31 protein-coding genes are annotated in these 26,052 nt (G+C 57.2%); 13 read left to right on the plus strand and 18 right to left on the minus strand.

Annotated elements, in window-relative coordinates:
* Positions 1-7 precede the first annotated feature (7 nt).
* The 3 genes from KO498_RS08660 to KO498_RS08670 are packed head-to-tail and all read right to left on the minus strand — an operon-like array spanning position 8 to position 1,757.
* Positions 8-472 carry an NUDIX domain-containing protein gene (locus KO498_RS08660; RefSeq protein ID WP_215959514.1) on the minus strand — a complete coding sequence of 155 codons (465 nt, stop codon included), beginning with the start codon at positions 470-472 and terminating at the stop codon, positions 8-10.
* Entirely contained in the window at positions 469-993 is a 525-nt protein-coding gene (gene moaB / locus KO498_RS08665; protein WP_215959515.1) for a molybdenum cofactor biosynthesis protein B, read from the minus strand. Before moaB ends, KO498_RS08660 begins: the two co-directional genes overlap by 4 nt.
* Entirely contained in the window at positions 993-1,757 is a 765-nt protein-coding gene (locus KO498_RS08670) for a uracil-DNA glycosylase (protein WP_215959516.1), read from the minus strand. Before KO498_RS08670 ends, moaB begins: the two co-directional genes overlap by 1 nt.
* A gap of 115 nt (positions 1,758-1,872) precedes the next feature.
* Here KO498_RS08670 and KO498_RS08675 point away from each other — a divergent pair, with 115 nt between their 5' ends.
* The 7 genes from KO498_RS08675 (at position 1,873) to KO498_RS08705 (ending at position 6,658) form a co-directional block, all read left to right on the plus strand.
* Positions 1,873-2,829, plus strand: coding sequence for an aspartate carbamoyltransferase catalytic subunit (locus tag KO498_RS08675; protein WP_215959517.1), 957 nt, complete (start codon positions 1,873-1,875; stop codon positions 2,827-2,829).
* Positions 2,822-3,322: a hypothetical protein gene (locus tag KO498_RS08680; protein WP_215959518.1), complete on the plus strand. Its 501-nt coding sequence runs from the start codon at positions 2,822-2,824 to the stop codon at positions 3,320-3,322. The genes KO498_RS08675 and KO498_RS08680 overlap by 8 nt, the downstream gene beginning before the upstream one ends.
* Complete coding sequence (pyrC, locus tag KO498_RS08685) at positions 3,315-4,598, plus strand: dihydroorotase (RefSeq protein ID WP_215959519.1); 1,284 nt, start codon at positions 3,315-3,317, stop codon at positions 4,596-4,598. Before KO498_RS08680 ends, pyrC begins: the two co-directional genes overlap by 8 nt.
* Positions 4,598-5,200, plus strand: coding sequence for a glycerol-3-phosphate 1-O-acyltransferase PlsY (gene plsY, locus KO498_RS08690; RefSeq protein ID WP_215959520.1), 603 nt, complete (start codon positions 4,598-4,600; stop codon positions 5,198-5,200). The genes pyrC and plsY overlap by 1 nt, the downstream gene beginning before the upstream one ends.
* Before the next feature lie 93 nt (positions 5,201-5,293).
* On the plus strand, positions 5,294-5,827 hold the full coding sequence (locus KO498_RS08695; RefSeq protein ID WP_252731350.1) for a GbsR/MarR family transcriptional regulator: 534 nt from the start codon (positions 5,294-5,296) through the stop codon (positions 5,825-5,827).
* Positions 5,828-5,888: 61 nt separating this feature from the next.
* Complete coding sequence (locus tag KO498_RS08700; RefSeq protein WP_215959521.1) at positions 5,889-6,314, plus strand: hypothetical protein; 426 nt, start codon at positions 5,889-5,891, stop codon at positions 6,312-6,314.
* 14 nt (positions 6,315-6,328) lie between these two features.
* A complete protein-coding gene (locus KO498_RS08705) occupies positions 6,329-6,658 on the plus strand; it encodes a hypothetical protein (protein WP_215959522.1) in 330 nt (109 codons plus the stop codon).
* 202 nt (positions 6,659-6,860) lie between these two features.
* Here the strand turns inward: KO498_RS08705 and KO498_RS08710 are convergent, their stop codons facing one another.
* From KO498_RS08710 to KO498_RS08720, 3 genes are read right to left on the minus strand one after another with little or no spacing between them, the layout of a single operon-like run.
* Positions 6,861-8,231: a glutamate--cysteine ligase gene (locus tag KO498_RS08710; protein ID WP_215959523.1), complete on the minus strand. Its 1,371-nt coding sequence runs from the start codon at positions 8,229-8,231 to the stop codon at positions 6,861-6,863.
* 33 nt (positions 8,232-8,264) lie between these two features.
* A complete protein-coding gene (locus tag KO498_RS08715) occupies positions 8,265-8,804 on the minus strand; it encodes a hypothetical protein (protein ID WP_215959524.1) in 540 nt (179 codons plus the stop codon).
* Positions 8,801-9,526, minus strand: a complete 726-nt coding sequence (locus tag KO498_RS08720; protein WP_215959525.1) for a 16S rRNA (uracil(1498)-N(3))-methyltransferase — start codon at positions 9,524-9,526, stop codon at positions 8,801-8,803. The genes KO498_RS08715 and KO498_RS08720 overlap by 4 nt, the downstream gene beginning before the upstream one ends.
* An 11-nt stretch (positions 9,527-9,537) precedes the next feature.
* Here KO498_RS08720 and ubiA point away from each other — a divergent pair, with 11 nt between their 5' ends.
* From ubiA to KO498_RS08735, 3 genes are all read left to right on the plus strand, one after another.
* Positions 9,538-10,509, plus strand: coding sequence for a 4-hydroxybenzoate octaprenyltransferase (gene ubiA / locus KO498_RS08725; RefSeq protein WP_215959526.1), 972 nt, complete (start codon positions 9,538-9,540; stop codon positions 10,507-10,509).
* Positions 10,510-10,622: 113 nt separating this feature from the next.
* Entirely contained in the window at positions 10,623-12,491 is a 1,869-nt protein-coding gene (locus tag KO498_RS08730; protein ID WP_252731351.1) for an OmpA family protein, read from the plus strand.
* The gene (locus tag KO498_RS08735; RefSeq protein ID WP_215959528.1) at positions 12,491-12,823 is read left to right on the plus strand and encodes a hypothetical protein; all 333 of its coding nucleotides are present in this window, start codon (positions 12,491-12,493) and stop codon (positions 12,821-12,823) included. The genes KO498_RS08730 and KO498_RS08735 overlap by 1 nt, the downstream gene beginning before the upstream one ends.
* On the opposite strand, the gene KO498_RS08740 is transcribed toward KO498_RS08735, so the two are convergent.
* The 4 genes from KO498_RS08740 to pgsA are packed head-to-tail and all read right to left on the minus strand — an operon-like array spanning position 12,820 to position 15,339.
* A complete protein-coding gene (locus tag KO498_RS08740) occupies positions 12,820-13,974 on the minus strand; it encodes a winged helix-turn-helix domain-containing protein (protein WP_215959529.1) in 1,155 nt (384 codons plus the stop codon). The genes KO498_RS08735 and KO498_RS08740 overlap by 4 nt on opposite strands.
* Positions 13,971-14,420, minus strand: a complete 450-nt coding sequence (locus KO498_RS08745; protein ID WP_215959530.1) for a molybdenum cofactor biosynthesis protein MoaE — start codon at positions 14,418-14,420, stop codon at positions 13,971-13,973. Before KO498_RS08745 ends, KO498_RS08740 begins: the two co-directional genes overlap by 4 nt.
* 3 nt (positions 14,421-14,423) lie before the next feature.
* Positions 14,424-14,669, minus strand: a complete 246-nt coding sequence (gene moaD / locus KO498_RS08750; protein WP_215959531.1) for a molybdopterin converting factor subunit 1 — start codon at positions 14,667-14,669, stop codon at positions 14,424-14,426.
* A gap of 4 nt (positions 14,670-14,673) precedes the next feature.
* Positions 14,674-15,339, minus strand: a complete 666-nt coding sequence (gene pgsA, locus KO498_RS08755; RefSeq protein ID WP_215959532.1) for a CDP-diacylglycerol--glycerol-3-phosphate 3-phosphatidyltransferase — start codon at positions 15,337-15,339, stop codon at positions 14,674-14,676.
* Between the two features lie 216 nt (positions 15,340-15,555).
* Here pgsA and KO498_RS08760 point away from each other — a divergent pair, with 216 nt between their 5' ends.
* Together KO498_RS08760 and KO498_RS08765 are read left to right on the plus strand one after the other, a co-directional pair.
* Positions 15,556-15,927 (plus strand): BrnA antitoxin family protein, encoded by a 372-nt coding sequence (locus tag KO498_RS08760; RefSeq protein ID WP_215959533.1) that lies wholly within the window; start codon positions 15,556-15,558, stop codon positions 15,925-15,927.
* 44 nt (positions 15,928-15,971) lie between these two features.
* A complete protein-coding gene (locus KO498_RS08765) occupies positions 15,972-17,174 on the plus strand; it encodes an MFS transporter (protein ID WP_215959534.1) in 1,203 nt (400 codons plus the stop codon).
* Here KO498_RS08765 and uvrC read toward each other — a convergent pair.
* The 7 genes from uvrC to KO498_RS08800 all read right to left on the minus strand — a co-directional run bounded on the left by uvrC (position 17,171) and on the right by KO498_RS08800 (position 23,846).
* Complete coding sequence (gene uvrC, locus KO498_RS08770) at positions 17,171-19,051, minus strand: excinuclease ABC subunit UvrC (protein ID WP_215959535.1); 1,881 nt, start codon at positions 19,049-19,051, stop codon at positions 17,171-17,173. The two genes, KO498_RS08765 and uvrC, sit on opposite strands and share 4 nt — an antisense overlap.
* Positions 19,052-19,352: 301 nt before the next feature.
* Complete coding sequence (locus tag KO498_RS08775) at positions 19,353-20,132, minus strand: SDR family oxidoreductase (RefSeq protein ID WP_215959536.1); 780 nt, start codon at positions 20,130-20,132, stop codon at positions 19,353-19,355.
* On the minus strand, positions 20,129-21,091 hold the full coding sequence (locus tag KO498_RS08780) for a calcium/sodium antiporter (protein ID WP_215959537.1): 963 nt from the start codon (positions 21,089-21,091) through the stop codon (positions 20,129-20,131). The genes KO498_RS08775 and KO498_RS08780 overlap by 4 nt, the downstream gene beginning before the upstream one ends.
* 3 nt (positions 21,092-21,094) lie before the next feature.
* A complete protein-coding gene (locus KO498_RS08785; protein WP_215959538.1) occupies positions 21,095-21,259 on the minus strand; it encodes a hypothetical protein in 165 nt (54 codons plus the stop codon).
* A gap of 4 nt (positions 21,260-21,263) precedes the next feature.
* Complete coding sequence (locus KO498_RS08790) at positions 21,264-22,061, minus strand: S49 family peptidase (RefSeq protein WP_215959539.1); 798 nt, start codon at positions 22,059-22,061, stop codon at positions 21,264-21,266.
* A 100-nt stretch (positions 22,062-22,161) separates the two neighbouring features.
* On the minus strand, positions 22,162-22,923 hold the full coding sequence (locus KO498_RS08795; protein WP_215959540.1) for an ABC transporter permease: 762 nt from the start codon (positions 22,921-22,923) through the stop codon (positions 22,162-22,164).
* Positions 22,920-23,846 carry an ABC transporter ATP-binding protein gene (locus KO498_RS08800; protein ID WP_215959541.1) on the minus strand — a complete coding sequence of 309 codons (927 nt, stop codon included), beginning with the start codon at positions 23,844-23,846 and terminating at the stop codon, positions 22,920-22,922. Before KO498_RS08800 ends, KO498_RS08795 begins: the two co-directional genes overlap by 4 nt.
* A 136-nt stretch (positions 23,847-23,982) precedes the next feature.
* Between KO498_RS08800 and KO498_RS08805 the strand changes: the two genes are divergently transcribed.
* Entirely contained in the window at positions 23,983-24,963 is a 981-nt protein-coding gene (locus tag KO498_RS08805) for a DMT family transporter (RefSeq protein ID WP_215959542.1), read from the plus strand.
* Here KO498_RS08805 and KO498_RS08810 read toward each other — a convergent pair.
* The gene (locus KO498_RS08810; RefSeq protein ID WP_215959543.1) at positions 24,960-25,832 is read right to left on the minus strand and encodes a crotonase/enoyl-CoA hydratase family protein; all 873 of its coding nucleotides are present in this window, start codon (positions 25,830-25,832) and stop codon (positions 24,960-24,962) included. The two genes, KO498_RS08805 and KO498_RS08810, sit on opposite strands and share 4 nt — an antisense overlap.
* Between the last annotated feature and the right edge of the window lie 220 nt (positions 25,833-26,052).

Below are 26,052 nucleotides of genomic sequence, written 5' to 3' on the forward strand. Positions count from 1 at the left end.
CCGCCTACTATATACGCGAGCCCGCGGCAGTTCCGTGGAAAAACTTTTCAAAAAACCGTGTGTAGGTTTCAATGAAATCCATTTCTGCAATCTGCGCCGGGGTCAGAAACGCAAAACCCGCCCCTTCGCCCAGCCGCACATCAGCCGGATCAACCTCCGTCGCGAGGGCAAAAATGTAAATCTCCCAGTCAGGCTTCACTGTCGAGGCAATCTTGGCCATCGCGGTCAAGTCGGTTGCTTCAACCCGCAGGCCCGTTTCCTCAAAAAACTCCCGCTGTGCAGCCTCATGCAGGCTTTCACCTGTCTCGACTTTTCCACCAAACAAGCTCCACTTACCACGCGCCGCAACATGGGCAAAATCATCGCGCAGCTGACAAAGAATGCGCCCCTGTGCGTCTTGGGCCAAAACCGCCGCGGCACGTTCGCTGACAACCGCCGGCGCCGAGCCGATCTGTTCAAAGGCATCGCTCATTTGCGTCGCTTGTGCTCTTCCAGGCGCGGCATGATCTCGACAAAATTGCAGGGCTTATGGCGGTAATCAAGCTGATGCACGAGGATCTCGTCCCAGCCGTCTTTGCATGCGCCGGGGCTGCCGGGCAGCGCAAACAGATAGCACCCGCCCGCAACACCCGCCGTGGCACGGCTCTGCACCGCACTGGTGCCGATCTTTTTCATGCTCACGATCGTAAACACCGTGCCGAAAGCGTCGATCTCTTTCTCATAGACATCGCGGTGCGCCTCGACCGTCACATCGCGCCCCGTCAGCCCCGTGCCTCCCGTCGAAATGATCACATCAACGTCGCCCGAGGCCACCCAAGCGCGCAGCTGATCAGCAATCTCGGCGCGTTCGTCGCGGAGTATCTTGCGCTCCACAAGTTCATGCCCCGCCTCTTGAATGCGTCCAACCAGCACATCTCCCGAACGGTCATCTGCGGCCTCGCGGCTGTCTGACACCGTCAGCACAGCAATCCGCACAGGTATAAACTCGCGCATCACATCAACCTCGCTTTGAGTTCCAGCAAATCAGCCCAGGCGTCTCGTTTCAGCTGCGGTTGGCGGATCAGTTGCTCTGGGGCAAACATTGGCATCGCGGGCCTTCCGTAAACCTCGGCCCACGTGCCGCGCAACCGCGTTATGCCGCGCTTCATAAGCGTCGTCTCGCAGCTGATATTGCCCATCAGCACAACAACTTCCGGTGCCGCCAGCGCAACATGCCGCTCAACAAAGGGGCGCATCATCGCGATATCCTGCGGTTTTGGCTCTTGGCTCATTGGCCGCCAAGGCAGCACATTCGTCAGGTAAACGCTTTCGTCACGCGTCAGCCCGATTGCCGCCAGCATCTTATCAAGCAGCTTGCCTTGAGCGCCGCTAAAGGGCTTGCCAGCCTGGTCATCGTCGCGGCTTGGAGCGTCGCCGATGATCATCACCCGCGCACTCGCAACCCCGCCAGAAAACACCAGATTGCGCGCGCCCTTTTTCAGCTCACAATGCTCGAAACCCGCCAAAGCCGCTTGCAATTCTTCAAGGTTTGAGGCCCCCTCCGCCGCCGCCGTAGCCGCCGCAATGACGTCAACCTTGGGCAGTTCAACGGGCGTGGTAACAGCGACGGGTTCCGCCACCTTGGGCACCTTGGCTTTCACCATATCAACCAGCTCGAAACGGTCGATAGGCGTCTCGCTCAGAGCCTCGTCAGCCCCGAGTTCGATCTGCCAATCAAGGGCAGCGCGCCAAGCGTGATATTCTTGAGCCGATTCCATGCGCGCAGCCTAGCGCAACTCGTCACGCAGCAAAACCGCGAAACCGCCAGCGCAACGCTTGCACGCCATAGCCGCCTTGCGTATACACCGACAAGATTTGAGAGGAGCCGCGAGCATGAGCTTTGCACACCGTCACCTTCTGGGAATTGAAGCGCTCTCACAAGCCGATATCACCGCCATTCTTGATCTCGCTGACCAATATGTGACGCTCAACCGCTCGCCTTCAAAACACTCTGACGCCCTCACTGGCCTTACCCAGATCAACATGTTTTTCGAGAACTCGACGCGCACGCAGGCTTCCTTTGAGCTCGCAGGCAAGCGCCTCGGAGCGGACGTTATGAACATGGCGATGCAGGCAAGTTCTGTCAAAAAAGGCGAAACGCTGATCGACACCGCGCTGACGCTCAACGCCATGCACCCCGACTTGCTGGTGGTGCGACACCCCAACTCCGGCGCGGTTGATCTGCTGGCGCAAAAAGTAAACTGCGCCGTGCTCAACGCCGGCGACGGGCGGCACGAGCACCCCACGCAAGCGCTGCTCGACGCGCTCACAATCCGCCGCGCCAAGGGCCGTTTGCACCGTTTGAACATTGCGATCTGCGGCGATATCGCCCACTCCCGCGTGGCCCGTTCAAACCTGATCCTGCTTGGCAAAATGGAAAACCGCGTGCGCCTTGTTGGCCCACCGACGCTCATCCCCTCGCAGTTCTCCGAGTTCGGTTGCGAGGTTTACCACGACATGCACGAAGGGCTGGAAGACGTTGATGTGGTGATGATGCTCCGCCTGCAAAAAGAGCGCATGGATGGTGGCTTTATCCCCTCGGAGCGCGAGTATTATCACCGCTACGGCCTTGACGCCGACAAGCTTAAGCGCGCCAAACCTGACGCCATTGTCATGCACCCCGGCCCGATGAACCGCGGTGTCGAGATTGACGGTGATATCGCCGATGATGTCACCCGCTCTGTGATCCAGGAGCAAGTCGAAATGGGCGTCGCCGTGCGTATGGCCGCGATGCACCTGCTGGCCGAAAACGCCAAGGCCGCGGCGACATCCAAAGGCACTTATGTCTGAGCCCGCGCCTCTTGAACGGGCCAAAAACCCGCCCCCCGTCACCACGCTGCTTGACGACGAGGCCTTCCTCGGAACGTGGCAGCCCGACATCAAAACATTTGCCATACGCGCCCTTGCGCTTGGGGCCGTGACGGCGCTGTTTATCGGGCCATACTTTGCACTGAACCCGCTCCTCTGGTTGCCGATCATGCTGATCACCTCGCTGATCTACGTCTTTTTGTTTGACGATCACCTCAACTGGCTGCGTCACCGCAATGACGTTTGGCACCTCACTTCATTTCGGCTCATCTACGAAAACCAAATCGAACCCGCCCAGAACGCCACAACAAATTTGCACGATATCGACACCGTGAAGCGTGTCATGTGGAAATCCCTACGCATCCGCCTGTTCACAGGGCAAAGCACCGTGGCCAAATACCTCGCCAACCCCAAATCCCTCAAAACCGCGATCTTGCAAGCCAAAGCCAAAATCGAAGGAACCAGCGATGCCTAAACTGCTGTTCACCAACGCCCGCCTGATTGACCCAGAAGCCCAGACCGAGGCACTCGGATGGTTGCTGGTTAAGGATGGCAGCATCGCAGCAACAGGCGTTGACGCCGCGCCAAGCGCTGATGAGGTCATTGATTGTAAAGGCAAATGCCTCGCCCCCGGCATTGTCGATATCGGCGTCAAAGTCGGAGAGCCCGGCGAGCGGCACCGCGAAAGCTATGCCTCGGCGGGCCGTGCTGCGGCAGCTGGTGGCGTCACCACGATCGTCATTCGCCCCGACACATCGCCCGCGCTCGACACGCCCGAAGCGCTCGAATTTGTGATGCGCCGCGCGAAGGAAGACAGCCTCGTCAACGTGCTGCCCATCGCCGCACTCACCAAGGGCCGCTTGGGCCATGAGATGTCAGAGATCGGCTTTCTGCTCGACGCCGGTGCTGTCGCTTTTTCCGACTGCGACGCTGTTGTCACCAACACCAAAGTCTTTCAGCGCGCCCTCACCTACGCCAAAAGCCTCGGCGCGTTGGTCATTGCCCACCCGCAAGAGCCGACGCTCTCGGCAGGCGCTTGCGCCACCTCCGGCAAGTTTGCCGCCCTGCGCGGTCTGCCTTCTGTCTCGCCAATGGCCGAGCGCATGGGCCTAGACCGTGACATCGCCCTCCTGGAAATGACAGGTGGAAAAACCGGCGCGCGCTATCATGCGGACCAGATCACCACATCGCGCGCCCTGCCCGCCTTGGAGCGCGCAAAGGCCAACGGGCTTGATATCACCGCAGGCACCTCGATCCACCACCTGACGCTCAACGAACTCGATGTGGCCGACTACCGCACATACTTCAAACTCAAGCCGCCCCTGCGCGCCGAGGATGACCGCATCGCGACAGTCCAAGCTGTCGCCTCGGGCCTTATCGATATCATCAGCTCGATGCACACGCCCCAAGACGAAGAGAGCAAACGCCTGCCCTTTGAGGAAGCCGCCTCAGGGGCCGTTGCACTCGAAACCCTGCTGCCCGCCGCCCTGCGCATGGTGCATGCCGAGCAGATGACATTGCCACAACTTTTCCGTGCATTGGCGCTCAACCCCGCCAAGCGCCTTGGCCTTGCAACTGGCCGTCTCAGCAAGGGCGCACCCGCCGACCTAACGCTGTTTGACCCCGACAAGCCCTTTATTCTTGACCGTGCCACACTCATGTCAAAATCCAAGAATACACCCTTTGACGGGCAGCGCCTTCAAGGTAAGGTTGTGTCTACTTATGTTGCTGGCGAAAAGGTATTTGGCTGATGCCCCTGATCGAAAACACCGCCACCGTGCTGCTCCTTTGGGCCGCGGTTGGCTATCTCCTCGGCTCTGTGCCCTTCGGCATTTTGGTCGCACGCGTCTTTTCGCTCGGTGATCTGCGCAGCATCGGCTCGGGCAATATCGGCACAACCAATGTTTTGCGCACCGGCAACAAAACCGCCGCAGCGCTCACCTTACTGCTGGACGCTGTCAAAGGCGTGGCGGCTGTTCTCCTCGCACGTTGTTTTGCGGGTGAAGACGCGGCACAGCTCGCGGGCCTCATGGCTTTCCTCGGGCATTGCTTCCCGCTCTGGCTTGGCTTCAAAGGTGGCAAAGGCGTTGCAACATTTCTGGGTATTTTGCTCGCCCTCGCATGGCCTGTCGGCCTCGCCTGTTGCGCGACGTGGCTCGCGGCCGCCCTCATCTGGCGCTTTTCCTCATTGGCCGCGGTCAGCGCCGCCGCCAGCTCGACAATCTGGATGGCGCTTCTTGGTGCCCGCGCCGAACTTCTGCTCGGCATTATCCTCACAGTGTTGGTGTTTTATACCCATCGCCTGAACATCGAGCGCCTGCGCAACGACACCGAGCCAAAGATCGGCCAGTAACGCCTTCATAAAAAAGTTCCTGAACGTCTTGTAAATCTCCTATCTTTCTATTATTTCTGAATTAACAGAAATTTCAGAAATAAGAAGAAGCACATGCATCTAACACCTGCCATGCAAAACTTTATCCTCCATTGGGGGGAAATGGGCACCAAGTGGGGCGTCAATCGCTCGGTCGCACAGGTTCATGCTCTGCTGCATATTTCGCCAGACCCGATGACAGCCGAAGACATCTGCGAGGCCCTAAACCTCGCGCGCTCGAATGTCTCGACCGCGATCAAGGAGTTGCAGGGTTGGAAGCTGGTCAAAGCCAGTCGGCAACTCGGCGATCGGCGTGATCATTTCACGTCGGTTCGCGACATGTTTGATCTCGTCAACACCGTCGTCGAAGGCCGACGCGATCGTGAGTATGCGCCTACGCTTGCCGCCCTTCGGGTTGTTGCGCGCGAGGCCGAAAGTGACGGCACCCCCGAGCACATCCGCGCTCGTTTTGCCGAGACGCTCGAAACCATGCAACAGTTTGATGCGTGGTATGCCGAGATCGCGCGCCTACCGCGTGGCACTCAAATGACCCTTCTCAAGCTCGGCGCCAAAATCGCTCGCTTCCTACCTAAAGGCTCTTCTTCCTAGAGCCTGACAGTTAAAGCTTTGACTGATACAGTTTTGACTGCAAATTTCGGAGATTACAGAAATGACCGCAATTGCAAAAACTCAACCTCTCCCCCGCAGAACCCTCTGGGCAACCCGCCGCATTCATATGCCGGCCTTCTTCGGCGCGCTTGTGCTCGCGCCGATCCTTGACACAGCGCTCACGTTCTTTCTGATCATTCCCTTGTTTGCACTCTACATGGGTGCCCCGTTCTACCTCCTCATCGGAACGCCAACTTTGCTCTGGATGCTCTCTCAAGCAGAGTGCAGGCCAGTCAACTGCGCAGTCGCGGCCGTGCTTTCAAGCACCACCGCCAGCGCCTTGGTGCTCGCCTATAGCTGGATCACACAGGACGAAAGCCTCTCGCAAGCCGCCCTTCTCTACCTGTTTTTCGGAGCCATCTTCGCTCCGATCTGGGGCGCAACCTTTGGCTACCTTTACATGTTTTTCACCAAACCAACCGCGTAAGAAAGGAGCACCTCATGCTAACCTACGCACTTGTTTACCTCATCGCCGCACTTTTGGCTGTCGCAACTCTCAGCTTCATGATCCTCAAGATCGGCACTCTGCTCGCCGACTGCCCGCAAACCGGAAAGAACGCCCGCTCCGCGGCACTTTCAGTCGCCACAGGATATGCCGCGATCGGCACTGGCGGCGTGCTGCTCATCGGAGGCATGTTGCCCCTTCTTCGCGACATGCCTGAAGCGGGTGCGACTTTGGCTCTCGGTTTCGCCGCCCTCTGCCTTGGCCTTGGGTTCACCCAAGCCGTCGGAACCCTGCGTGATGTGCTCAAAGTATCTGACGCAGCCTAACAAAGCGTTAAACGAGAACAACAAAAGGCCCCGTTTGACCGGGGCCTTTTTTGTGTGCGCAACGTTCGCTGCATTAAGTTAACTCACATTAACCCCATGCTCGAAACTGTCAGCACGCATTATGCACTGTGGTATGCACTGCTATATGCACGCAAGTCACCTGCGAGAAGCTCGCAAAAACAAGCGTTAATCAAGCCGCGCGTTAGTATGAATAATCGCTGTAAATGCGGTTCAAATCGCCTTCCCAGTCGGTCTCGTAACGGCGCAAAAGTTCGTCGGCGGGCACTTCTCCACTTTCTAACGACTCCTTAAGAGCATTCAGGAAATGGGTTTCATCTGGAATCATCCCGCCAGCCCCCGCCTGTCCTCGCGCCTTCAAACCGGCCTCGGAAATATCAACGATTTCGCGCGCCAGATCATGCATCTTGATGCCGTTCACTTCGGCTTGCAAACCATCAACAGAAGCCGCCACACGCAGCCCTTCGCGGGTCTCTATGTCCCAGCCTTTGGCAACGTCCCAAGCCGCATCAAGAGCACCTTGATCATACATCAAACCAACCCAGAAAGCCGGCAATGCACAGAGCCTGCGCCACGGCCCTCCATCGGCCCCGCGCATCTCCATATACTGCTTGATCCGCGCTTCAGGGAACAGCGTTGTCAGGTGATCGGCCCAGTCAGATAACGTCGGTTTCTCACCGGGCAATGCGGGCAACTCGCCCTTTAGAAAGTCACGGAATGATTGCCCTAAAGCGTTGATATACTTGCCATCTCGGTAGACAAAATACATCGGCGTATCGAGCGCATACTGCACCCAGCGCTCAAAGCCAAAGCCCTCTTCAAACACAAACGGAACCATGCCGGTGCGCGCGTCATCAAGATCGCGCCAAACACGGCTGCGCCAGCTTTTGTGGCCGTTTGGTTTGCCCTCAAAAAACGGCGAGTTGGCAAACAGAGCCGTCGCCACCGGTTGCAACGCAATCGCCGCACGCAGCTTCTGCACCATGTCGTTTTCAGAGGCAAAATCGAGGTTCACCTGAACGGTGCAAGTCCGGCGCATCATCACGCGGCCCATGGTGCCGACTTCTTGCATATAGTTGTTCATCAGCTCGTAGCGCCCTTTGGGCATCAACGGCATCTGCTCATGAGTCCAGATTGGCGCAGCTCCGAGGCCGATAAACTTGACGCCAACCTTGTCGGCGATGTCTTTAACCTCTTTGAGGTGAACGTTCACTTCATCGCAGGTCTGGTGGATGTTTTCCAAAGGTGCGCCCGAGAGCTCGAGTTGCCCCCCCGGTTCAAGGCTCACATTGGCCCCATCCTTCTCTAAACCAACAATATTTTCTCCTTCAAACACGGGCGTCCAACCATGCGCATCACGCAGCCCTTCCAGCACAGCAAGCACCGAACGTTCACCCGCGTAAGGAATTGGTAACAAACTGTCCTTACAGTAACCAAACTTCTCGTGTTCGGTGCCAATACGCCAGCTATCACGTGGTTTGCAGCCCTCGGCCATATATTCGGCCAGTTGGGCATGGTTTTCGATCGGCCCGCCGCCCGATTGAGGAATAGACATATCAGTGCTCCGCGCTGTTTGCGTTGTGAACGCCTAGGGTTGCTTGCTCGCGCCGCGAGTGTCAATCGCAAGATGTGCGTCGCGCTGCCAAATCACCAAGGCGTTACCTTTGGGGGTGCGCAACGCTTGCAACAGCCGCTCGGCGCTCAGGCCGGGCAAGGCTGCAAATGCGTCAAACAACTCGTTCGCGCCGCTGGCCGATACAGGGATATACAGATCAGGCAGTTGTGGTTGCCGCAGCACCCATGCAGCTTCTTCACCGTCGGTCTCATATATCAGTTGCGTCAACTCTCGCACCGCAACAGCTCCGCCTGTATGGGCCGCGTAGTAAGTGATCTGCCCTTCGATCACCTCAACATAACCCGGCCCGTCTTCGGCGCCCCCGAACCAGACCCGCTGCAAAAATGAAAAAAACAGCACAGCCGAAAAGGCAAAAATGATCCACCCGAGCCATGACAGCACGCCAAATGCTGTCAGCGCCCAGTATAACCCGAGACCGCCCAAGGCTGCGGCAACAAGTAACTCGCGCACCCGCCAAACCGCGGCGCGCGCCTCTGGGCGTACAAAGCTCACGTCCAGTCTCCGAGTTGCATTTGCCACATCGTAAGCGCCGCGACAGCCGCCGTGTCAGCGCGCAAAATACGCGGCCCGAGGCTCACGGGATGTGCGAAAGGCAACGCCCGCAAACGCGCACGTTCGCTGGCAGAAAACCCGCCCTCCGGCCCGATCAGGATCGCCCAAGGCGCGCCCTTACTGTCTGCGTCAAAGGGCGCACCGTGTTCCAACGATTCGTCGCAAAACATCAGTTTTCGGCCTTCAGGCCAGTCATCAAGCATTTGATTTAACTTGGATAACTCAGCCACTTCAGGAACATATGTGCCACCGCATTGCTCTGCTGCTTCGACAGCATGTGCCTGCAGACGGTCCTGCCTGATGCGCTCGGCATTGGTGAACTCGGTCTGCACCGGAATGATTCTGCGCGCGCCCATTTCGGCGGCCTTTTCGACTATGAAATCGGTGCGTGCTTTCTTGATCGGCGCGAAAACAAGCCACAAATCAGGCGGGTCAGCTTGCGGCCTTCGCAGCTCGACAACGTCAAGCTCTCCGCCCCGCTTGTTCGCATTCACAACCTGCGCCAACCACTCGCCATCAACCCCGTTGAACAAGGCCAAATGTGCGCCCTCGGTTTGCCGCATCACCCCGAATAGGTAGTGCGATTGCGGCTTTGTGAGCGTAAGCCGTTGCCCTGCCCCCAATGCCTGCTCTACATAAAGCCTGATTTTCACATTCGTCATGGGCAAAACATATGAGCAGTGAGGGCAAGACACCAGAGCCAACAGGACAAGTTTCGGATGCGCTGAAAGACAACTGGGTAGACCGCTTCGCACCCGTGGCAAGCCGCCCTTATCTGCGCCTTTCACGCGCCGACAGACCGATCGGCACATGGCTTTTGCTCATCCCTTGCTGGTGGGGCCTTGTCTTGGCGATGCTGCATGACAGGCAGGCAAGCTGGCACGATCTCTGGATCTTCTGCGGCTGCGCAATCGGCGCGTTTTTGATGCGCGGCGCAGGCTGCACCTGGAACGACATCAGTGACCGCGACATAGACGGAAAAGTCGCGCGCACCCGCTCGCGGCCTATCCCCTCAGGGCAAGTATCACCCAAGCAAGCCGCTCTCTGGATGATCGTGCAAGCCCTTGTTTCACTGGCCGTTCTGCTAACTTTCAATACAGCTGCAATCGTGCTTGGCGTCCTCTCGCTCATTCCTGTCGCAGTCTACCCGTTTGCCAAACGTTTCACATGGTGGCCGCAGGTTTTTCTTGGGTTGGCATTCAACTGGGGGGCGCTTCTCGCGTGGACGGCCCATACCGGAAGCCTCTCTGCTCCGGCCCTTTACCTCTATGTTGCAGGCATTGTCTGGACGCTGTTTTATGACACCATTTACGCCCATCAAGACACCGAAGATGACGCCCTTATTGGTGTCAAATCAACCGCGCGCTTGTTTGGCTCGCAAACGCCCACATGGCTCAGCCGCTTTCTTGCTGGCACGGTAACCTTACTTGGAATTGCCGTAATCGCGGCTGCGCTTAACCCTCTCAACAACCCACTTGCGTTGTTCGTCGCTCTCGCAGGCGTCATGGCGATGGGCTGGCATCTGCTTTGGCAACTGCAGAAGTTCAACCCGGACGACAATGCTGTTTTGCTTAAGGTTTTTCGCTCAAATCGCGATGCCGGTCTGATCCCTCTGCTGTTTTTTGCCGTAGCCCTGTTAGTTTGATTGAAACCCCCCGCCGCAAGGCTTAGAGAAAGAGCAGAACACCGCTTTAAGAAAGTCTCATGCGCGTATCTTCACTTCTCATATTGTTGGCTACTTTTACTGTAGCAGCTATTTTGTCATTGGTTTCAGCCCAGTTTGCTGTGAAGCTGGTTGAAGAAACCTCTGAATACAGTGTTCGCAAAGCTCTTGATGAAAACGAGCTGACCTGGGCCGAAGTCTATGCTGACGGCTTGCAAGTCGTGCTGACAGGAACAGCCCCTTCCGAGGCGCAACGCTTTTTGGCGATCAGCACCTCCGGTAAGATTGTCGATGCCGCGCGGGTAATAGATGACATGCAAATCAAAGCCTTGGCCGATCTTGCGCCGCCGAGGTTCTCTATTGAAGTGTTGCGCAACGAGAACGACATTTCCTTGATCGGCCTGATCCCTGCACAAACCGACCGTGAGGCTTTTCTGGAGCGGGTCGGAGACCTTTCTGACAGCAGCAACATCGCCGATCTCCTTGAAAGCGCGGACTATTCTGTTCCTGAACGCTGGGAAGAAGCCGTTGAATTCGGGCTCGATGCGCTTGAAGCACTGCCGCGCTCGAAGGTTTCGATCGACGCCAACCGCGTTGCAGTTACCGCAATGGCCGACAGCGAAACCCAGAAAAAGGATGTCGAAGCCAAACTCGCCCGTCGCGCACCCAAAGGGCTAAAGGTGACGTTCGACATTTCATCGCCAAGGCCGGTGATAACACCTTTTGCGCTGCGGTTCATACAGGACGAAAACGGAAGCCACTTTGACAGTTGCTCCGCAGATACCGAGATCGCCCGCGCGCGCATTCTGACGGCTGCCGCAACTGCCGGGTTAGAGGGCAAGAGCGAATGTAAGATCGGCCTTGGCGTTCCAACACCCAGCTGGGCCGATGCTGCAAGCAAGGCGATTGCCGCTGTAAACGCCCTGAAAGGTGGCAGCGTTACCTTCGCTGATGCCGACATCACACTCGTCGCTGCGGAGGGCACGCAACAACGTGAGTTTGACCGAGTCATCGGCGAGCTAGAGCATGCTCTCCCCGAAGTTTTCACGCTACATGCCGTCTTGCCGGTCGTGTCAGACCTTGGCGAAGGCCCGCCCGAGTTCGTCGCGACGCTCAGCCCGGAAGGACTTGTCCAAATGCGGGGCCGCTTGAACGATGACGTCCTCAGCACGACAGCAATGAGCTTTGCAACCGCGCGCTTCGGTAGCACTTCGGTGCACAACTCTGCGCGCACGGACGAAACCTTGCCAGCAGACTGGCCGCTAAGAGTTTTGTCGTCGCTTGAAGCCCTGTCGCACCTTTCAAACGGCTCCGCCACGGCAACGAGTGAGTCGATTGAGATCAGCGGCAATACCGGCGACAAAGAGGCGAAAGAAAAGATCGCCGCTCTGCTATCAGAGAAGCTCGGCAACAAGGCGCGTTATACGATCAACGTGACCTACCTGAAAAAGCTTGACCCGATCGCCGGATTGCCGACACCCGAGGAGTGTGAGGCGCAAGTTGCCGAAGTTTTGGCACAAAACAAGATCACCTTTGAGCCCGGAAGCGGCACGATCGCGGCTGGAGCGCAGGGAACGCTCGATTCTATCGCAGCCATTCTGAAGAAATGTGGCGATCTGCGCATGGAAATCGCTGGGCACACCGACAGCCAGGGCCGCGAAGAAATGAACCAGAACCTGTCTAAGGAACGTGCACAAGCGGTTCTCAACGGGTTGCGCGACAGGCGGGTTCTGACGATGGGTTTCAAAGCTGTCGGGCACGGCGAAGCTCAGCCTATTGAAAGCAATGACACCGAAGAAGGCCGCGAAGCCAACCGCCGGATCGAGTTCAAACTGGTGCGTCCCGAGCCCGTAAAAGAAGAACCAACAACCCTTGAAAGCACAGAGCAAGACAGCGCTGAGCAAGGCGGGGAAGCACAAACCGAGGAAGACGCCGAAGGCGCGCCGAGCGAGGAAACAGACTAATGTCGAGAAATGAATTCATCATAGCAACAGCGATAATTCTATTTATCGCCTTCAGCTTAGGTTGGTTTGTTAACTGGCTCATTCACCGGTTTACACGTGTATCGCGAGGCGACATGGAAGAGCTTGAAAAGATGGCTCAGGAACTTCACGAAGCCGAGGAAACCCGTGATCAGGCGATCACCTATTTGCAGCAACGCGAAGCAGAACTGACCAACCAGCTAAGCCAAACAGAAGCAGAGCTTTCGGCTGCAATGGACGGTTTGCGCGATGCGCGACATGAGGCCGAAGAGATGCGCGCCTATGTTGAACGTGTTGGCCAAGGCCAGGCCTAAGGTTCTGCGATCAGTCCGGTGAAGCGAGCCATGCGGGCCAGTTCACTTTCAAAACGCGATTGGCGGCTTGCAGGCCATGCAACGCCAGCTTCCGGCCAGATGTTCGCAACCCTTAGCTTTCCGGCCTTTCGATCAGCCTTCAGTTCTGTGCGCCCAATAAGCCGGGCCCCTTCCAAAACCGGATAAACATAGTAGCCGTATTGGCGCTTTGCCTCGGGCACGAATATCTCATTGCGATAGTAAAACCCGAACAAATGCTCGGTGCGTTTGCGGTCACGAAATGCGGGGTCAAACGGATTGATAATTCGCAATCTGGCCGTTGGTTCAGGTGCAGACTCAAGGCGGGCTACAATGTCGGGGAGCCCTAAGCATTGCTGGGTTTCTCCTTTGGCACCAGTCACTTGCAAGGGTATCAAACCGGCTTTGTTTTGCTCTATCCACGCTCGCACTTCGGCGGCACTGCAAGCATCCCAAAACCGTTGAATTTCGCCTGGCGTTGCAAACCCAAGCCGTTCAAGTGCGGTGCGGCAAAGCGCGTCGATCTGCTCGGCCTCACTCAACGATTGGAGGCGCAAATCCTCCGGGAAAACCCGCTCGGCCAAGTCGTAATACTTGACGAAATTCTTCCGATGGCAGGTAGCGAGTTCACCCGCATACCACATGTAATCAAGCCCGAGTTTGTGCGGTGGGCGCTGCCACATTTCTTTCAACCGTGGGCCTTCGCTGTCAAAGTCTCGGGTGCTGAGTGCGCCCTCTTGGCGGATGCGCTCACGGATCTCTGCGCGACCTTCGGCATCGGGCATTTTGCGCCACCATCCCGCCGCTGATATCCTGTCAGCCGTGCGTTGGAACTGGCGCTGCCACATAGGCAAAAAGCCCATCGGAATCAGACTGGCATCATGGGTGAAGTGCTCAAACAACGCGCGTGATTTCAACATCTTATCGAGCTCACCCAGCCGATAATTTTGGTTTCGTGTCCACATGATATGCTCGTGAGCGCGCTCGATATGGCGGATAGAATCAAGTTGAACAAAGCCGATGTCATGGATGATTTGAGCAAGATCTGCCTTGCCCGTCGGGGTGTTTGCAAGCCCATGTGTTGACAACCAGAGACGCCTTGCCTGAGCGTTTGAAACCAGCAGCGCGCTCATTTGGTCCAGCGCTTTAGAGCCGCCTCGTCGGTGTCTTTGGCCGCGACCCAATTGGTGTCATCCGACGTGATCTCTTTTTTCCAGAACGGTGCGCGCGACTTGAGGAAATCCATCAAAAATTCAGCGGCTTCAAAGGCGTCTTTACGGTGCGGTGCGGCGGTCGCGACCATCATGATCGTTTCGCCGACTCTAAGGCTTCCAAAGCGGTGAACGACCAGAGCATCTTCCAGCGCCCATTTGGTCTTTGCCTCTCCCGCGATGCTCTGCAAAGCCTTTTCGGTCATCTCCGGATAGTGCTCGATTTCCATGCGCTCAAGCGTGCCGGCAGCGTTGTTCCGAACGATACCTGTGAACGTCACAACCGCTCCGGAAGTGCTTGTTTTCGAGGCGAATTTCTCAGTTTCTTCGCCAAGCCAAAAAGCCTCTTCCTGCACACGGATATCCAAGCGTCAGCCTCCTGTCATCGGTGGGAAAAAGGCCACTTCACGCACGCCTGCTAGGGGCGCATCAAAACTCGACAGCTCTTGATCAAGCGCCACGCGGAGTGCCGAGACATCGGCGAAAGCGGCCGCGTAACGCTCTTCGCGGGCCGACAGCTCAGTGACCAAATCAGCGACTGTTCTGGCAGTGGTTTCAACCACCTCGCGGGGCAGACCGATGCGTTCGCGCACCCATGCAAAATAAAGCACATCCATAGCGTCAGTCCTTCAAATAAGGGAGAGCTTTTCTGAAGTAATCCCATCCAGTGACCAATGTAAGCACAGCCGCCAGCCAAAGCAGAGCGGTTCCGGTGTAGCCAGCCCAGGTGCGTGCGGAGGCCTTCCAAAGCAAGCCTTGGGTGTCTTCGATTTCGCCCGCCATGATGCCATTGAAGAGCTCATCATCCATGCCCCAAGCGGAGATCACGAGGTAATGCTCAAACACGCCCTTGGAAAAAAGCACTGCGATTGCAACCATTTGCAAGGTGGTTTTCCATTTGGCCAAGGGCGTAACCTTGAGCGTTCCGGCCGTGTCGCCGAGGAACTCACGCAGGCCGGAAACAAAGACTTCGCGGAACAGAATGAAGGTCGCGGGGAGCACGATATAGGGCGTCCAGCTGGTGTCGGAATAGCCGATAATCACAGCGAGGGCGATGACGACCATGGCCTTGTCAGCGATCGGGTCAAGCATGGCTCCGAGCTTGCTTTCCTGCTTCCAAAGGCGGGCTAGGTAGCCGTCAAACCAGTCGGTTATAGCGGCCAAGCAAAACAGGATCAGCGCGAACCAGTCGGCAAGTGGGCGGTGAAAATAGAGGAACATCACGGCGACCATCGGCGCAGCGATCAGACGGAGAACCGTCAGGATATTTGGTATGTTCCATGTCATCTTGTCTTGAGTTGTAGCGGGGTTTTGAGCCCACGGAAAGACGCTTCGTATCGCCGGCCAAAATACCAAAGGTTAACGCGTGAAACCGCCCGCACAACGGGTGCATACCGTAGTGCATACCACAGTGCATAATGCGTGCTGACAGTTCGCAGGGCTCAAAAGGCGTTAACTTTTTACGTCCAGTCTTGCCAAACCGTTAACCAATGGAGGCCAAAGATGACACGCCGCACAAAAGACAGCGCCCGTATTGAAGTGATCGACGAACTCAAGCAACTACAGGATGATCTGCGCAGCACATGGCTTGACCGCTCGCTCCCCGAGGGCTGGAGCGGGCTTGAACAAGCCGCCGTCACCACCCGCAAGAAAGAGCGCATCACCATCCGGCTTGATGAGGATATGCTCAAATGGTTCCGCGCTCAGGGGCCGGGCTATCAAGTCAGGATCAACCGGATTTTGCGCATCTACTGGGGCGGGCTGATCAGCGGCTTGGTGCAAAGTCACTACAGCGAAGACAGCGTGACGCCGACATTTATGGAAATGGTGATCGAGAAGGCGCGACTCGCAGAGGAGAAACGCAACAGCGAGTAGGTTTGCACTGGCGCGTCACGGCCCTTTCTGTTCGGGTGCATGACATGACGGCAGCGAACAACATCCGGCTCTACCCGTGGTTCAAGTTCTTCCAGAACCTGAACTTCTGGCAAGCCGTGTGGTTCTTGTATTTTCAGGCCGCCGTTGGCCCTGCTGAAGCGATCATGCTCTATGTGGTTTATGATATCGCAACGACCGTGCTTGAGGTGCCTTCGGGGTATATGTCTGACAGGCTCGGGCGACGACGGACGCTGATTGCGTCAGCGGTTTGCGGCGGGCTTGGGTCGCTGGCGCTATTTGGCGGCGGCGGATTTTGGGCCTTTGCGCTCGGGCAAGGCTTGCTCGGCGCAAGCACGGCGTTTTCCTCGGGAACAGACTCGGCCTTGCTCTACGAATCGCTGGCGAAAGAAGGGCGGCAAGACGAGACAGATGCGCAGGAATTGCGCGCGTTTCGCGTGTCCTATAGCTCTTTCGCGATGTCGGCTTTGGTTGGTGGAGCGCTAAGCTATTTGAGCCCTGCCCTACCTTTTGGAGTCACGGTTCTGGCCTTTGTCGCGATGCTCGCTGTCGCGTGGCGGTTTGTCGAGGTGCCGAGCGTTCTGGAGGAGTCACTTTTAGGCGGCCTTGGCGTATTGAAAGACCCATTCAAAAACCCGGTGTTGCTCTGGCTGTTTGCCCTCGCGGTGCTGATGTATGGCTTCGGGCATGTGCCGTTTGTGTTTGGGCAGCCATTTATCTTGCAAGCGCTTGAACGCCTTGGTTTGGCGGCGCAAGCACCTTTGGTTAGTGGTGCTGTGAGTGCTTTGATGATGATGCTGGCTGTCACTGCGTCGCTGGTGGCTTTGACACTGCGTAAGCGGCTTGGGCTGGTTGCGGTGCTGCTCTTGGCGTTTGCGATGCAGATCGGCTTGGCAGCGGTTATGGCGGCAACCGATCATGTGTTGGTGATCGGCGTTTTGCTGCTGCGGTTGGTGCCTGACTCTCTGTCGTGGCCGTTTATCTTAGCGCGTTCACAGCCCTTGTTGCATGACAGCATACGCGCGACTTACCTGTCGTTGCAGGCGTTTTTCGGGCGGATGGTGTTTGCCGCGACGCTGTGGTTGGTGACGCTAAAAACCGAAGCGGTTGACGTGCTGACCCATGCGCAGATGAGCCCGATACTGTGGGGCTATGCCTTGGCTGGATTGCTCTGTGTTGCACTGTTGGCCGCGCTTGCACGGCGCTCGGGGGTTGAACCGCGCGCCTAGCCTTTCTCGTGAAAATAGTCGTAGATCGTTTCGGCGAGTTTGCTTGAAATGCCCGGTGCTGCTTTGAGGTCAGCCAGCGCGGCGCGGCTGACGGCTTTAGCACTGCCGAAGTGCAAAAGCAGCGCGCGTTTGCGGCCCGCGCCGACGCCGGGCACGTCATCAAGCGGTGTTGCGCCTATGGCTTTGCTGCGCTTGGCGCGGTGGGTTCCGATGGCGAAGCGATGCGCCTCGTCGCGCAGGCGCTGGACGAAATAGAGCACCGGGTCATTGTGTCTGAGGGCGAAGGGCGGCTTGCCGGTGCGGTAGAACTCTTCCTTGCCAGCGTCGCGGTCAACGCCTTTGGCCACCCCGACCATGGGGATGTCGTTGACACCCATTTCATCCATGATGGCACGCACCGCCGAGACTTGCCCGATGCCGCCGTCTATCAGCAGGAGGTCAGGCCAATGGCCTTCACGCTTGGTCGGGTCTTCTTTGAGCAAGCGCTTGAAACGGCGCATGAGCACCTCTTTCATCATTCCGAAGTCATCGCCGGGGGTGAGGTCTTCGCCTTTGATGTTGAACTTGCGGTATTGGTTTTTCATGAAACCTTCGGGGCCGGCGACAATCATTGCGCCGACGGCGTGCGCGCCTTGGATGTGGCTGTTGTCGTAGACCTCGATGCGCTGCGGCGGGCCGTCAAGGCCAAACGCCTCGGCAAGGCCTTTGAGCAACTTACCCTGCGCAGCGCTGTCGGCCATTTTGCGGGCCAGACTTTCGCGGGCGTTGCGCGAGGCGCTCTCGACAAGCTCGGCCTTTTCGCCACGCATAGGCAACAGGACTTCGACCTTGCGGTCGGCCTTTTCGCTGAGTGCTTCTGCGAGCAGCTCGGGGTTTTCTAGCGGGTGCGAAACGAGAAGCAATCGCGGTGGCTCCTTGCTGTCGTAGAACTGGCCGATGAAGGCTTCCAGGACTTCGCTTTCTTCGATCTCGGCGCTGCCAACCCGCGGGTAGAAATCGCGGTTGCCCCAGCTTTGGTTGGCGCGGATGAAGAACACCTGAACGCAGGCTTGGCCGCCCTCAAGGTGCAGCGCGATCACGTCGGCTTCAGGGGTTGAGCGCGGGTTGATGCCCTGCGCGCCTTGGAGCTGGGTGAGCGCTTTTATGCGGTCCCGGATGGCGGCGGCTTTCTCAAAAGCGAGGCTGTCGGAGGCGGCTTGCATGTCAACTGCGAGCTTGCTTTGCAGGCCGGTTGATTTGCCTGACAGGTAGCGCTCGGCGTCGCGGACGTTTTCGGCGTAGTCTTCGGCGCTGATCTTGCCAACGCACGGCCCCGAGCAGCGTTTGATTTGATATTGCAGGCAAGGCCGCGTGCGGGTTTCAAAGTCGCTATCGCTACAGTTGCGCAAAAGGAAGATACGCTGAAGCTGCGCCAGTGAGCTGCTCACCGCACGAGCCGAGGCGAAGGGGCCATAGTAGTTTCCCTTTTGCTTTTTGGCACCGCGATGGCGTTTGATCATCGGAAAGTCGTGATCGGTGACCAAAATATTCGGGAAGCTTTTGTCGTCGCGCAGGAGCACGTTGTATTTCGGTTTGAGCTGTTTGATCAGGTTTTGTTCAAGCAGCAGCGCTTCGGTTTCTGTCTTTGTTGTCAGAAACATCATCTCGGTGGTTTCCGAGATCATCTTGAGAATGCGGCCCGAATGCCCCTTTGGCCGCGTGTAGCTTGTCACCCGGGCTTTGAGGTTGCGCGCCTTGCCGACGTAGAGCACCCGCGCCTGCGCGTCGAGCATACGGTAGACGCCCGGCTGGCCAGTGAGCATGCGCACATATGCAGCGATCACTTCGTGACCGGCTGGCACGGGTTTGCTCTCGGTTTCGGGGGGGTGCTCACTCATCTCGGGGCTTTCTTGATTCGGGCCAGTTGCTGCAATGTTACCTCACTTGCCGCAAGAGAAAACCTGTCCACGGTTCTTGTGGATAACTCTGGGTGTAACATACGGCGAGCGCCGAAATTCTGTTGTATTTGGTGGGGTTCGTTGATCTGCCTAAAAATTAGGCACATTAGCAACGCCTTGAAACTTAAGGATAATTTTTATTGCTTTCGGCAACCCACTGGAAACATTAGGTTTTTGTAAACTATTTGTGAAGCCTCCGGCGCTTCGGTGCATGACTTACCTTGCGTGAACGTCCTGTGGCTTACTCAACACCCAACACATCAGGCGTTTGCCAGCCAAGGTGTTGGCCTCCGTCGACGCACAAAAGCTGGCCAGTTACGGCGGGTGCGTCGAGGAAATAGTACAGTGCCGCGGTGATGTCAGAAGGGTTCGCGCCGCGTTTGAGCACGGTGTTGGCGCGCTGGTTTGTGAAGTGATCCTCGCTCTGGCGCGCGCCGATCAGGGTTGGGCCGGGGCCGATCGCGTTGACGCGTATGTGCGGCGCAAGCCCCTGCGCGGCGGTCTGCGTGAAGGCCCAGAGGCCCATCTTTGCGATGGTGTAAGTCGAGAACTCGGGTGTGAGCTTACGCACCCGTTGATCAACCATATTGATGACGAGCCCAGCAGCGACAAGCTCGCCACGGCTGTCGGCGTTCGCCTTGGGAGACTGCGCGGCAAAGGCTTGCGTGAGCACGTAAGGCGCGCGCAGGTTCGAGCCGATGTGACGGTTCCAGCTTTCAAGCGTGGCGGTTTGCAGAGTGTCATATTCAAACACCGACGCGTTGTTGATGAGGCAGGTCAGCGGCTTGCCGACGGCTTTGCTTGCGCGCGCAACGAGGGCCTGCGTGGCCTCTTCATCCAGCAAATCGGCCTGCAATGCGATGGCGTTAACGCCCTGCTCTTTCAGCTCTTGAACCAGCGCTTCGGCGGCCTTTGACGAACTGTTGTAATGCACCGCAATGTCATAGCCGCGTGCGGCCAAAGCGCGGGCCATTTCGGCCCCCAAACGCTGTGCGCCACCGGTTATGAGGGCGGCACTCATGCCATCACCACGATAACAATATAGCCAAGGTAAAGAGCTGTCAGCAACACGCCCCAAGCGCGGGTGAGATTGCGTTTGAAGAAAACAAAAGGCACCAGCATGAGTGTCGCGCCGAGCATCACCCAGAGATCAAACCGCAGGAATTGCTCATCAACAGGGATCTTCCCGACAAGTGCAGTAACGCCGATGATTGCCAGCAAGTTGAACATGTTAGAGCCGATGACATTGCCGAGCGCGACATCGGCCTGACGGCGCAGCGCGGCCATTGTTGTTGTCGCCAACTCCGGCAGCGACGTGCCAAGTGCGACCAACGTGAGGCCGATCACCGGCTCGCTGATATGGAAGGTGCGCGCGATGTTGATAGCAGCGTCAACCAGCAAGTCCGCACCAAGCGGCAGGCCGACAAGGCCGAGCACCAGAAACAGAATGATCTTCCACCACGGCAGCTCGGGGTCGGCGCCTTCGAGGTCTTCAAGGTCATCCTCGCAGGGCGCGCAGGTCGCAGCGTTGCGGCGGTGTGCGCGGGCATGCATAAAGCTGTCCGTCAGGATCGCGGCGAGCACGGCCAGGAGCGCCAGCCCTGCCCAAAAGTCAAACACCCCACGGAAGGCCAGCGCGATAAACAACAGCGTGCCGCCGAGCATATAGGCAAAGTTTTTGCGGGTATCGCACTCGGATGTATGCATTGTCGCCAGCAGCGCCGGAAAGCCGAGCACCAACAGCACGTTGGCGGTGTTGGAACCGACAACATTGCCCATCGCGATGCCGGGTGCGCCGTCAAACACCGCACGAATGGCGATGAGCAACTCGGGTGCGGATGTGCCGAAAGCGACGATGGTAAGCGAAACGATGAGGGCCGGAATACCGACGCGCAGCGCGAGGTTTACCGCACCACGCACGAGGCTATCACCTGCCAGAAGCAGGATCACCAAACCAAGCACTGCATAGAGCCAATCCATGCTTTAACCTTTACCTTTGCAGGGGCATTGCCCCTTGCCGATACGAAACCGCCCACAAGAGGGGCAGCGTTTGTTGGCGATCATCTTGCTGCCCGGGAGGGTGAGCTTGCCGAACATTGCCAGCACGCCCATGCCCACCAAAAACAGTGTGACGATCTTGAAAATCATCGCGTTACAGCCCGAAGCGGGCATATTCGGCCCGCTCTTCCAAAGCGGTTAGCCCGTCTTGCACGATCTGCGCGCCAAACCGCGGCAGGAGCGGCTTTTTGCGGCTGTGGCGGATGAGCTTAACCTTGTCGCCGTAGAGCTCTTTGAGCTTTGGAACAAGGTGTGCCTGCCCGTCGATGAGGCCGAGCGCTTCCGCTTTGCCAGCGAGCCAGAACTCACCTGTAAAGAGTTCCTCGCCCATCACCAGCTTGCCTTCACGGCGGGCTTTGACGTGGTCAATAAACAGCCCGTGCATGTCATCAAGGATGCTCTTGAGGCGCTTCACGTCGGCGGGGTTTTCTTTAACGAACGGGTCAAGCTGCGACTTTGAGCTGCCAGCAGTGTGCACGCGCCGCTCTATGCCCTGACGCTCTAGCAAAACCTGCGCGCCGAAACCTGCCGAGATCACTCCGATCGAGCCAACAATGCTTCCGCCGTCTGCCCAGATATCGTCTGCCGCACAAGCGAGCCAATAGCCGCCCGAGGCCGCAACGTCTTCAACAAAGGCGTGCACGGGGATGTTTTTTTCGTCGGCCAAGCGGCGGATGCGCGAGGCGATGAGGGCCGATTGCACCGGAGAGCCACCCGGCGAGTTGATCACCAGCGCCACGGCGTCGGGCTTGCCTTTGGAGAAGGCTTTGTCGATCAGCGGGCCAAGGCCAGCGTCATTGAGGGCGCCACGACCACCGGAGGCTATGGTGCCAGCAAGCGTCAGAACAGCAACGCGCTTAGCGGATTTTTTGAAAGGGATTTTTAGTTTCATATTGGCTCATGTAGACAGCGTGATGCCTGCAAACAAGGGCTGCACGCTATGTTGACGTAGGGTGCATGCAAAAAACTTGAACGAGTGCGGCTTGAGAGCATCATGGCTTGATTTTATACCCAGTCTTAAAGATCAGCCCGATGATCACCATGCAGAGCAAGGTAAAGCCGGAGATGGCCAGCAGTGACAGGCCAATTGGCACGTCGGCGGCACCGTAGAATGACCAGCGGAAGCCGGAGATCAGGTAGACCACAGGGTTGAAAAACGACACGCTTTGCCAAACGGGCGGGAGCATCGAGATCGAGTAGAACGCGCCGCCGAGGAAAACCAGCGGCGTCACAACGAGCAGCGGGATCAGCTGGAGTTGCTCGAAGTTACCCGCCCAAATGCCGATGATGAAGCCAAACAGCGAGAAGCTCAGGCAGGTGAGGATCAGGAAGGCGAGCATCGCCAGCGGATGATCTATTTGCAGATCAACAAACAGCGCCGAAGTGGCGAGAATAACAAGCCCGATGAACAGTGCTTTTGTCGCTGCCGCGCCGACGTAACCGAGCACGATTTCAACGAAGTTGACCGGCGAGGAAAGCAACTCGTAGATCGTGCCCATGAACTTGGGAAAATAGATGCCGAAACTGGCATTGCTAAGTGATTGGGTCATCACCGAAAGCATGATCAGCCCCGGCACAATGAAAGCGCCGTAAGAGATACCGTCGACCTCCTGAATGCGCGATCCGATGGCTGTGCCAAAGACCACGAAATAGAGGGATGTCGAGATCACCGGAGAGATCAGGCTTTGCCCGATGGTGCGGAAAAAGCGTGTCATTTCGAAAAAGTAAATTGCCCAGACTGCTTTGAAGTTCATGCTGCGCTCTCCCCGACAAGTCCAACGAAGATCTCTTCAAGGCTTGACTGTTTTGTGTGTAAATCGGCCAGTTTCAAGCCTGCTTTGGAAAGGTCTGCGATCAACGCTGTGATGCCTGTTGCCTCGCCTTGAGCGTCAAAGCTGTAGGTGATCATTTCGCCTTCCTCCGAGAGTGTTAGCGCGTAGCTTGCCAGTGTTTTCGGGATCGACGTCACCGGCTCTCGTAGGGTAATTTGCAGCTCTTTTTTGCCCATCCGCGCCATCAGCGCGTCTTTGTTCTCAACCAGCAAAAGCGCGCCGCCGTTGATCACACCGATGCGGTCGGCGATGGCCTCGGCTTCTTCAATGTAGTGCGTGGTCAGAATGATCGTCACGCCGTCTTTTTTGAGATCAGCAACGATCTCCCACATATCGCGGCGCAACTCGACATCAACACCGGCGGTCGGCTCGTCGAGGAACAGAACGCGCGGCGAATGACTGAGCGCTTTGGCGATCAGAACGCGACGCTTCATCCCGCCGGAAAGGGCCAGAATGCGCTCGTTACGTTTGTCCCAAAGTGACAGTTTTTTGAGGATATCCTCGATATGCGCCTCATCGCGCGGGAGGCCAAAGAGGCCACGTGTGAAGCGCACGGCGTCAGCGACTTTGGAGAACTGATCGAGAGCGATCTCTTGCGGCACCAGACCGACAAGGCTGCGCGCGGCGCGGTAGTCGCTCACCACGTCATGCCCGCCAATTTTCGCCGTGCCGCCCGTTGGCGACACAAGGCCGCAAACCGCTGAAATCAAAGTGGTTTTACCCGCGCCATTGGGGCCAAGAAGAGCCAGGATTTCGCCTTCCTCAATGTCGAGTGTGACGCCTTTAAGCGCCTGAAATCCGCCTGCATATGTCTTCTCAAAATCGCGAATTTCGACGATCGCCATTGGCTTGCTCCCGCAGTTCTGTCGGTGGTTTGAGCGAACACTAGCGCGAGGCCGCAAGAGTGGAAAGCGGGTTTTGTCGCAAAGCGGCTAGCGCTGTCGCGGGCAGGCTGTTAGCGCTGTGAAAAAGGAGCAACACATGGGCGAGGCACAAAACCGGCCGACAGCGGGCATTTTGTTTTTGATCGTTGGCGTGATCGCGATCACGTTCAATGACTTGATGATCAAGCTCTTGTCGGGTGGCTATCCGCTGCATGAGATCGTGTTTATCCGCTCCAGCATCGGGATTATGGCCAGCCTCGTGTTTGTGTATTTGGAGGGCGGCTTTCAGATACTACGCACCAAAACGCCGGGGCTTCACCTGTTGCGCGGCATCATTATTGTGATCTCGAACATGACATACTTTGCCGCGCTTGCAGCTTTGCCGCTGGCCGACGCAACGGCACTGTTCTTTGTTGCGCCGCTGTTGATCACGCTGCTCTCTATCCCGCTGCTTGGTGAAAAAGTCGGCGCTTGGCGGCTTGGCGCGGTGGTTGCCGGCTTTGTCGGCGTGCTCTTGATGATGCTGGCGTGGCGCGGCGATGAGGCACCAGCGGATGTGCCGTTTATCGTGCTCGCGCTGCCGATTGTTGCTGCGCTGACCTATGCGCTCAACCAAATTATGACACGCAAGCTCGGGGTGGCCAGCAAAGCGAGCGCGATGTCGGTTTACATCCAGCTGACGTTTATTGTGGTGTCACTTACGTTTTTTGTGGTCGCAGGCGACGGCAGGTTTGCGAGCGAAACGACAAACGAGAGCCTGCAATTCTTGCTGCGCGCTTGGGTGATGCCCGAGGGGAACGACCGCTGGGTGTTTGCCGCACTTGGGCTTAACTCGGCGGTGATCGGCTATTGCCTCGGGCAGGCCTATCGCCTCGCTGATGCGGCGACGATAGCCCCGTTTGAATACCTCGGCCTGCCGCTGGCGGTTTTTTGGGGCTGGCTCATTTGGGCAGAATTCCCCGCGCCCTTGGTGCTCGCGGGGATCGCGCTCATTATGGGCTCGGGGCTATTTGTGTTTGTGCGCGAACGCATCAAAACAAGACCGATGATCAAGAAACGCGTGCATCGAAGATACTAGCGGTTGGTTTTGGGCAACGGTTGGTTTGTCGTCCAATCCCAAGTGCCTTCGTCGCGGTTTTGCACAGCTTCTTTCCACCCCTTCTCCTCGGATTGAGCTTTGAAGTTTAGCCCCTCAGGGGAGTGGCGTGTAATGCCGTCAAACACAGTCGCAAGGCGTTGGGTTGACGTGATGCTGGCCTCGATTGTCTGGTTGATGACCATTTTTTGCATCGCCAATTGGTTGATCGGCACAGAGGCCATACGCGCGGCCAAGGCTTCGACTTCGTCATCAAGTTGATCGTCTGGCACAGCTTTGAGAACGAGACCCATTTCAGCAGCCTCAACGCCAGAGATTTTGTCGCCCGTGAACATCATACGTTTGGCCTTTTCCGGCCCTAGGCGATAGACCCACATCGCCGTTGTCGGACAGCCCCAAACGCGCACGGGCATGTAGCCGATCTTGGCGCTTTCGCCCATAACGACCATGTCACAGCAGAGCGCGATGTCAGAACCACCAGCGACAGCAAAACCGTGAACTTTACATAGAACCGGCTTCATGCAGCGAAACAGCGACATGAAATTCTGGGTGTTCGACCACATGAACTTATAGTCTTTGATCGGGTCCCAAGGCATCTCTTGGGTGACGTTGTTGGTTCCGTTTTTCTCGGCGTAGAACGCGAGATCGTAGCCTGCACAAAAGGCCGCTCCATTGCCCGACAGCACGATCACATGCACGCCGGTGTCGGCCTCGGCCATGGCAACTGCAGCAGCAAGCTCACCCGGCAGATCATCGTCAATTGCGTTCATCACTTCGGGCCGGTTGAGCGTGATACGCGCTAGGCGGCCGTCTTTCTCATAGAGCACTGTTCTGAAGCTTGTAGAAGTCATAGTTTTCTCCTCTTTTAAGAAAAGAACCACTGCTTTGGCAGCCGAACAAAGGGTTTTTAGGTTACGCTACGTCATCCTAAGTGACGCCACAAAAATGGCGCTATTTAGCGTCATCTTCTTGACAAGCGACACTTCAATACCGCAACAATTCAACCGACATTAACCCTTTGATTTTTTGTTTTATGCCCGACGATATCCCTTCAAGGCAACAGCGACAGCA

It is taken from the genome of Lentibacter algarum, from assembly GCF_018860975.1.
Lineage (GTDB): Bacteria > Pseudomonadota > Alphaproteobacteria > Rhodobacterales > Rhodobacteraceae > Lentibacter > Lentibacter algarum_A.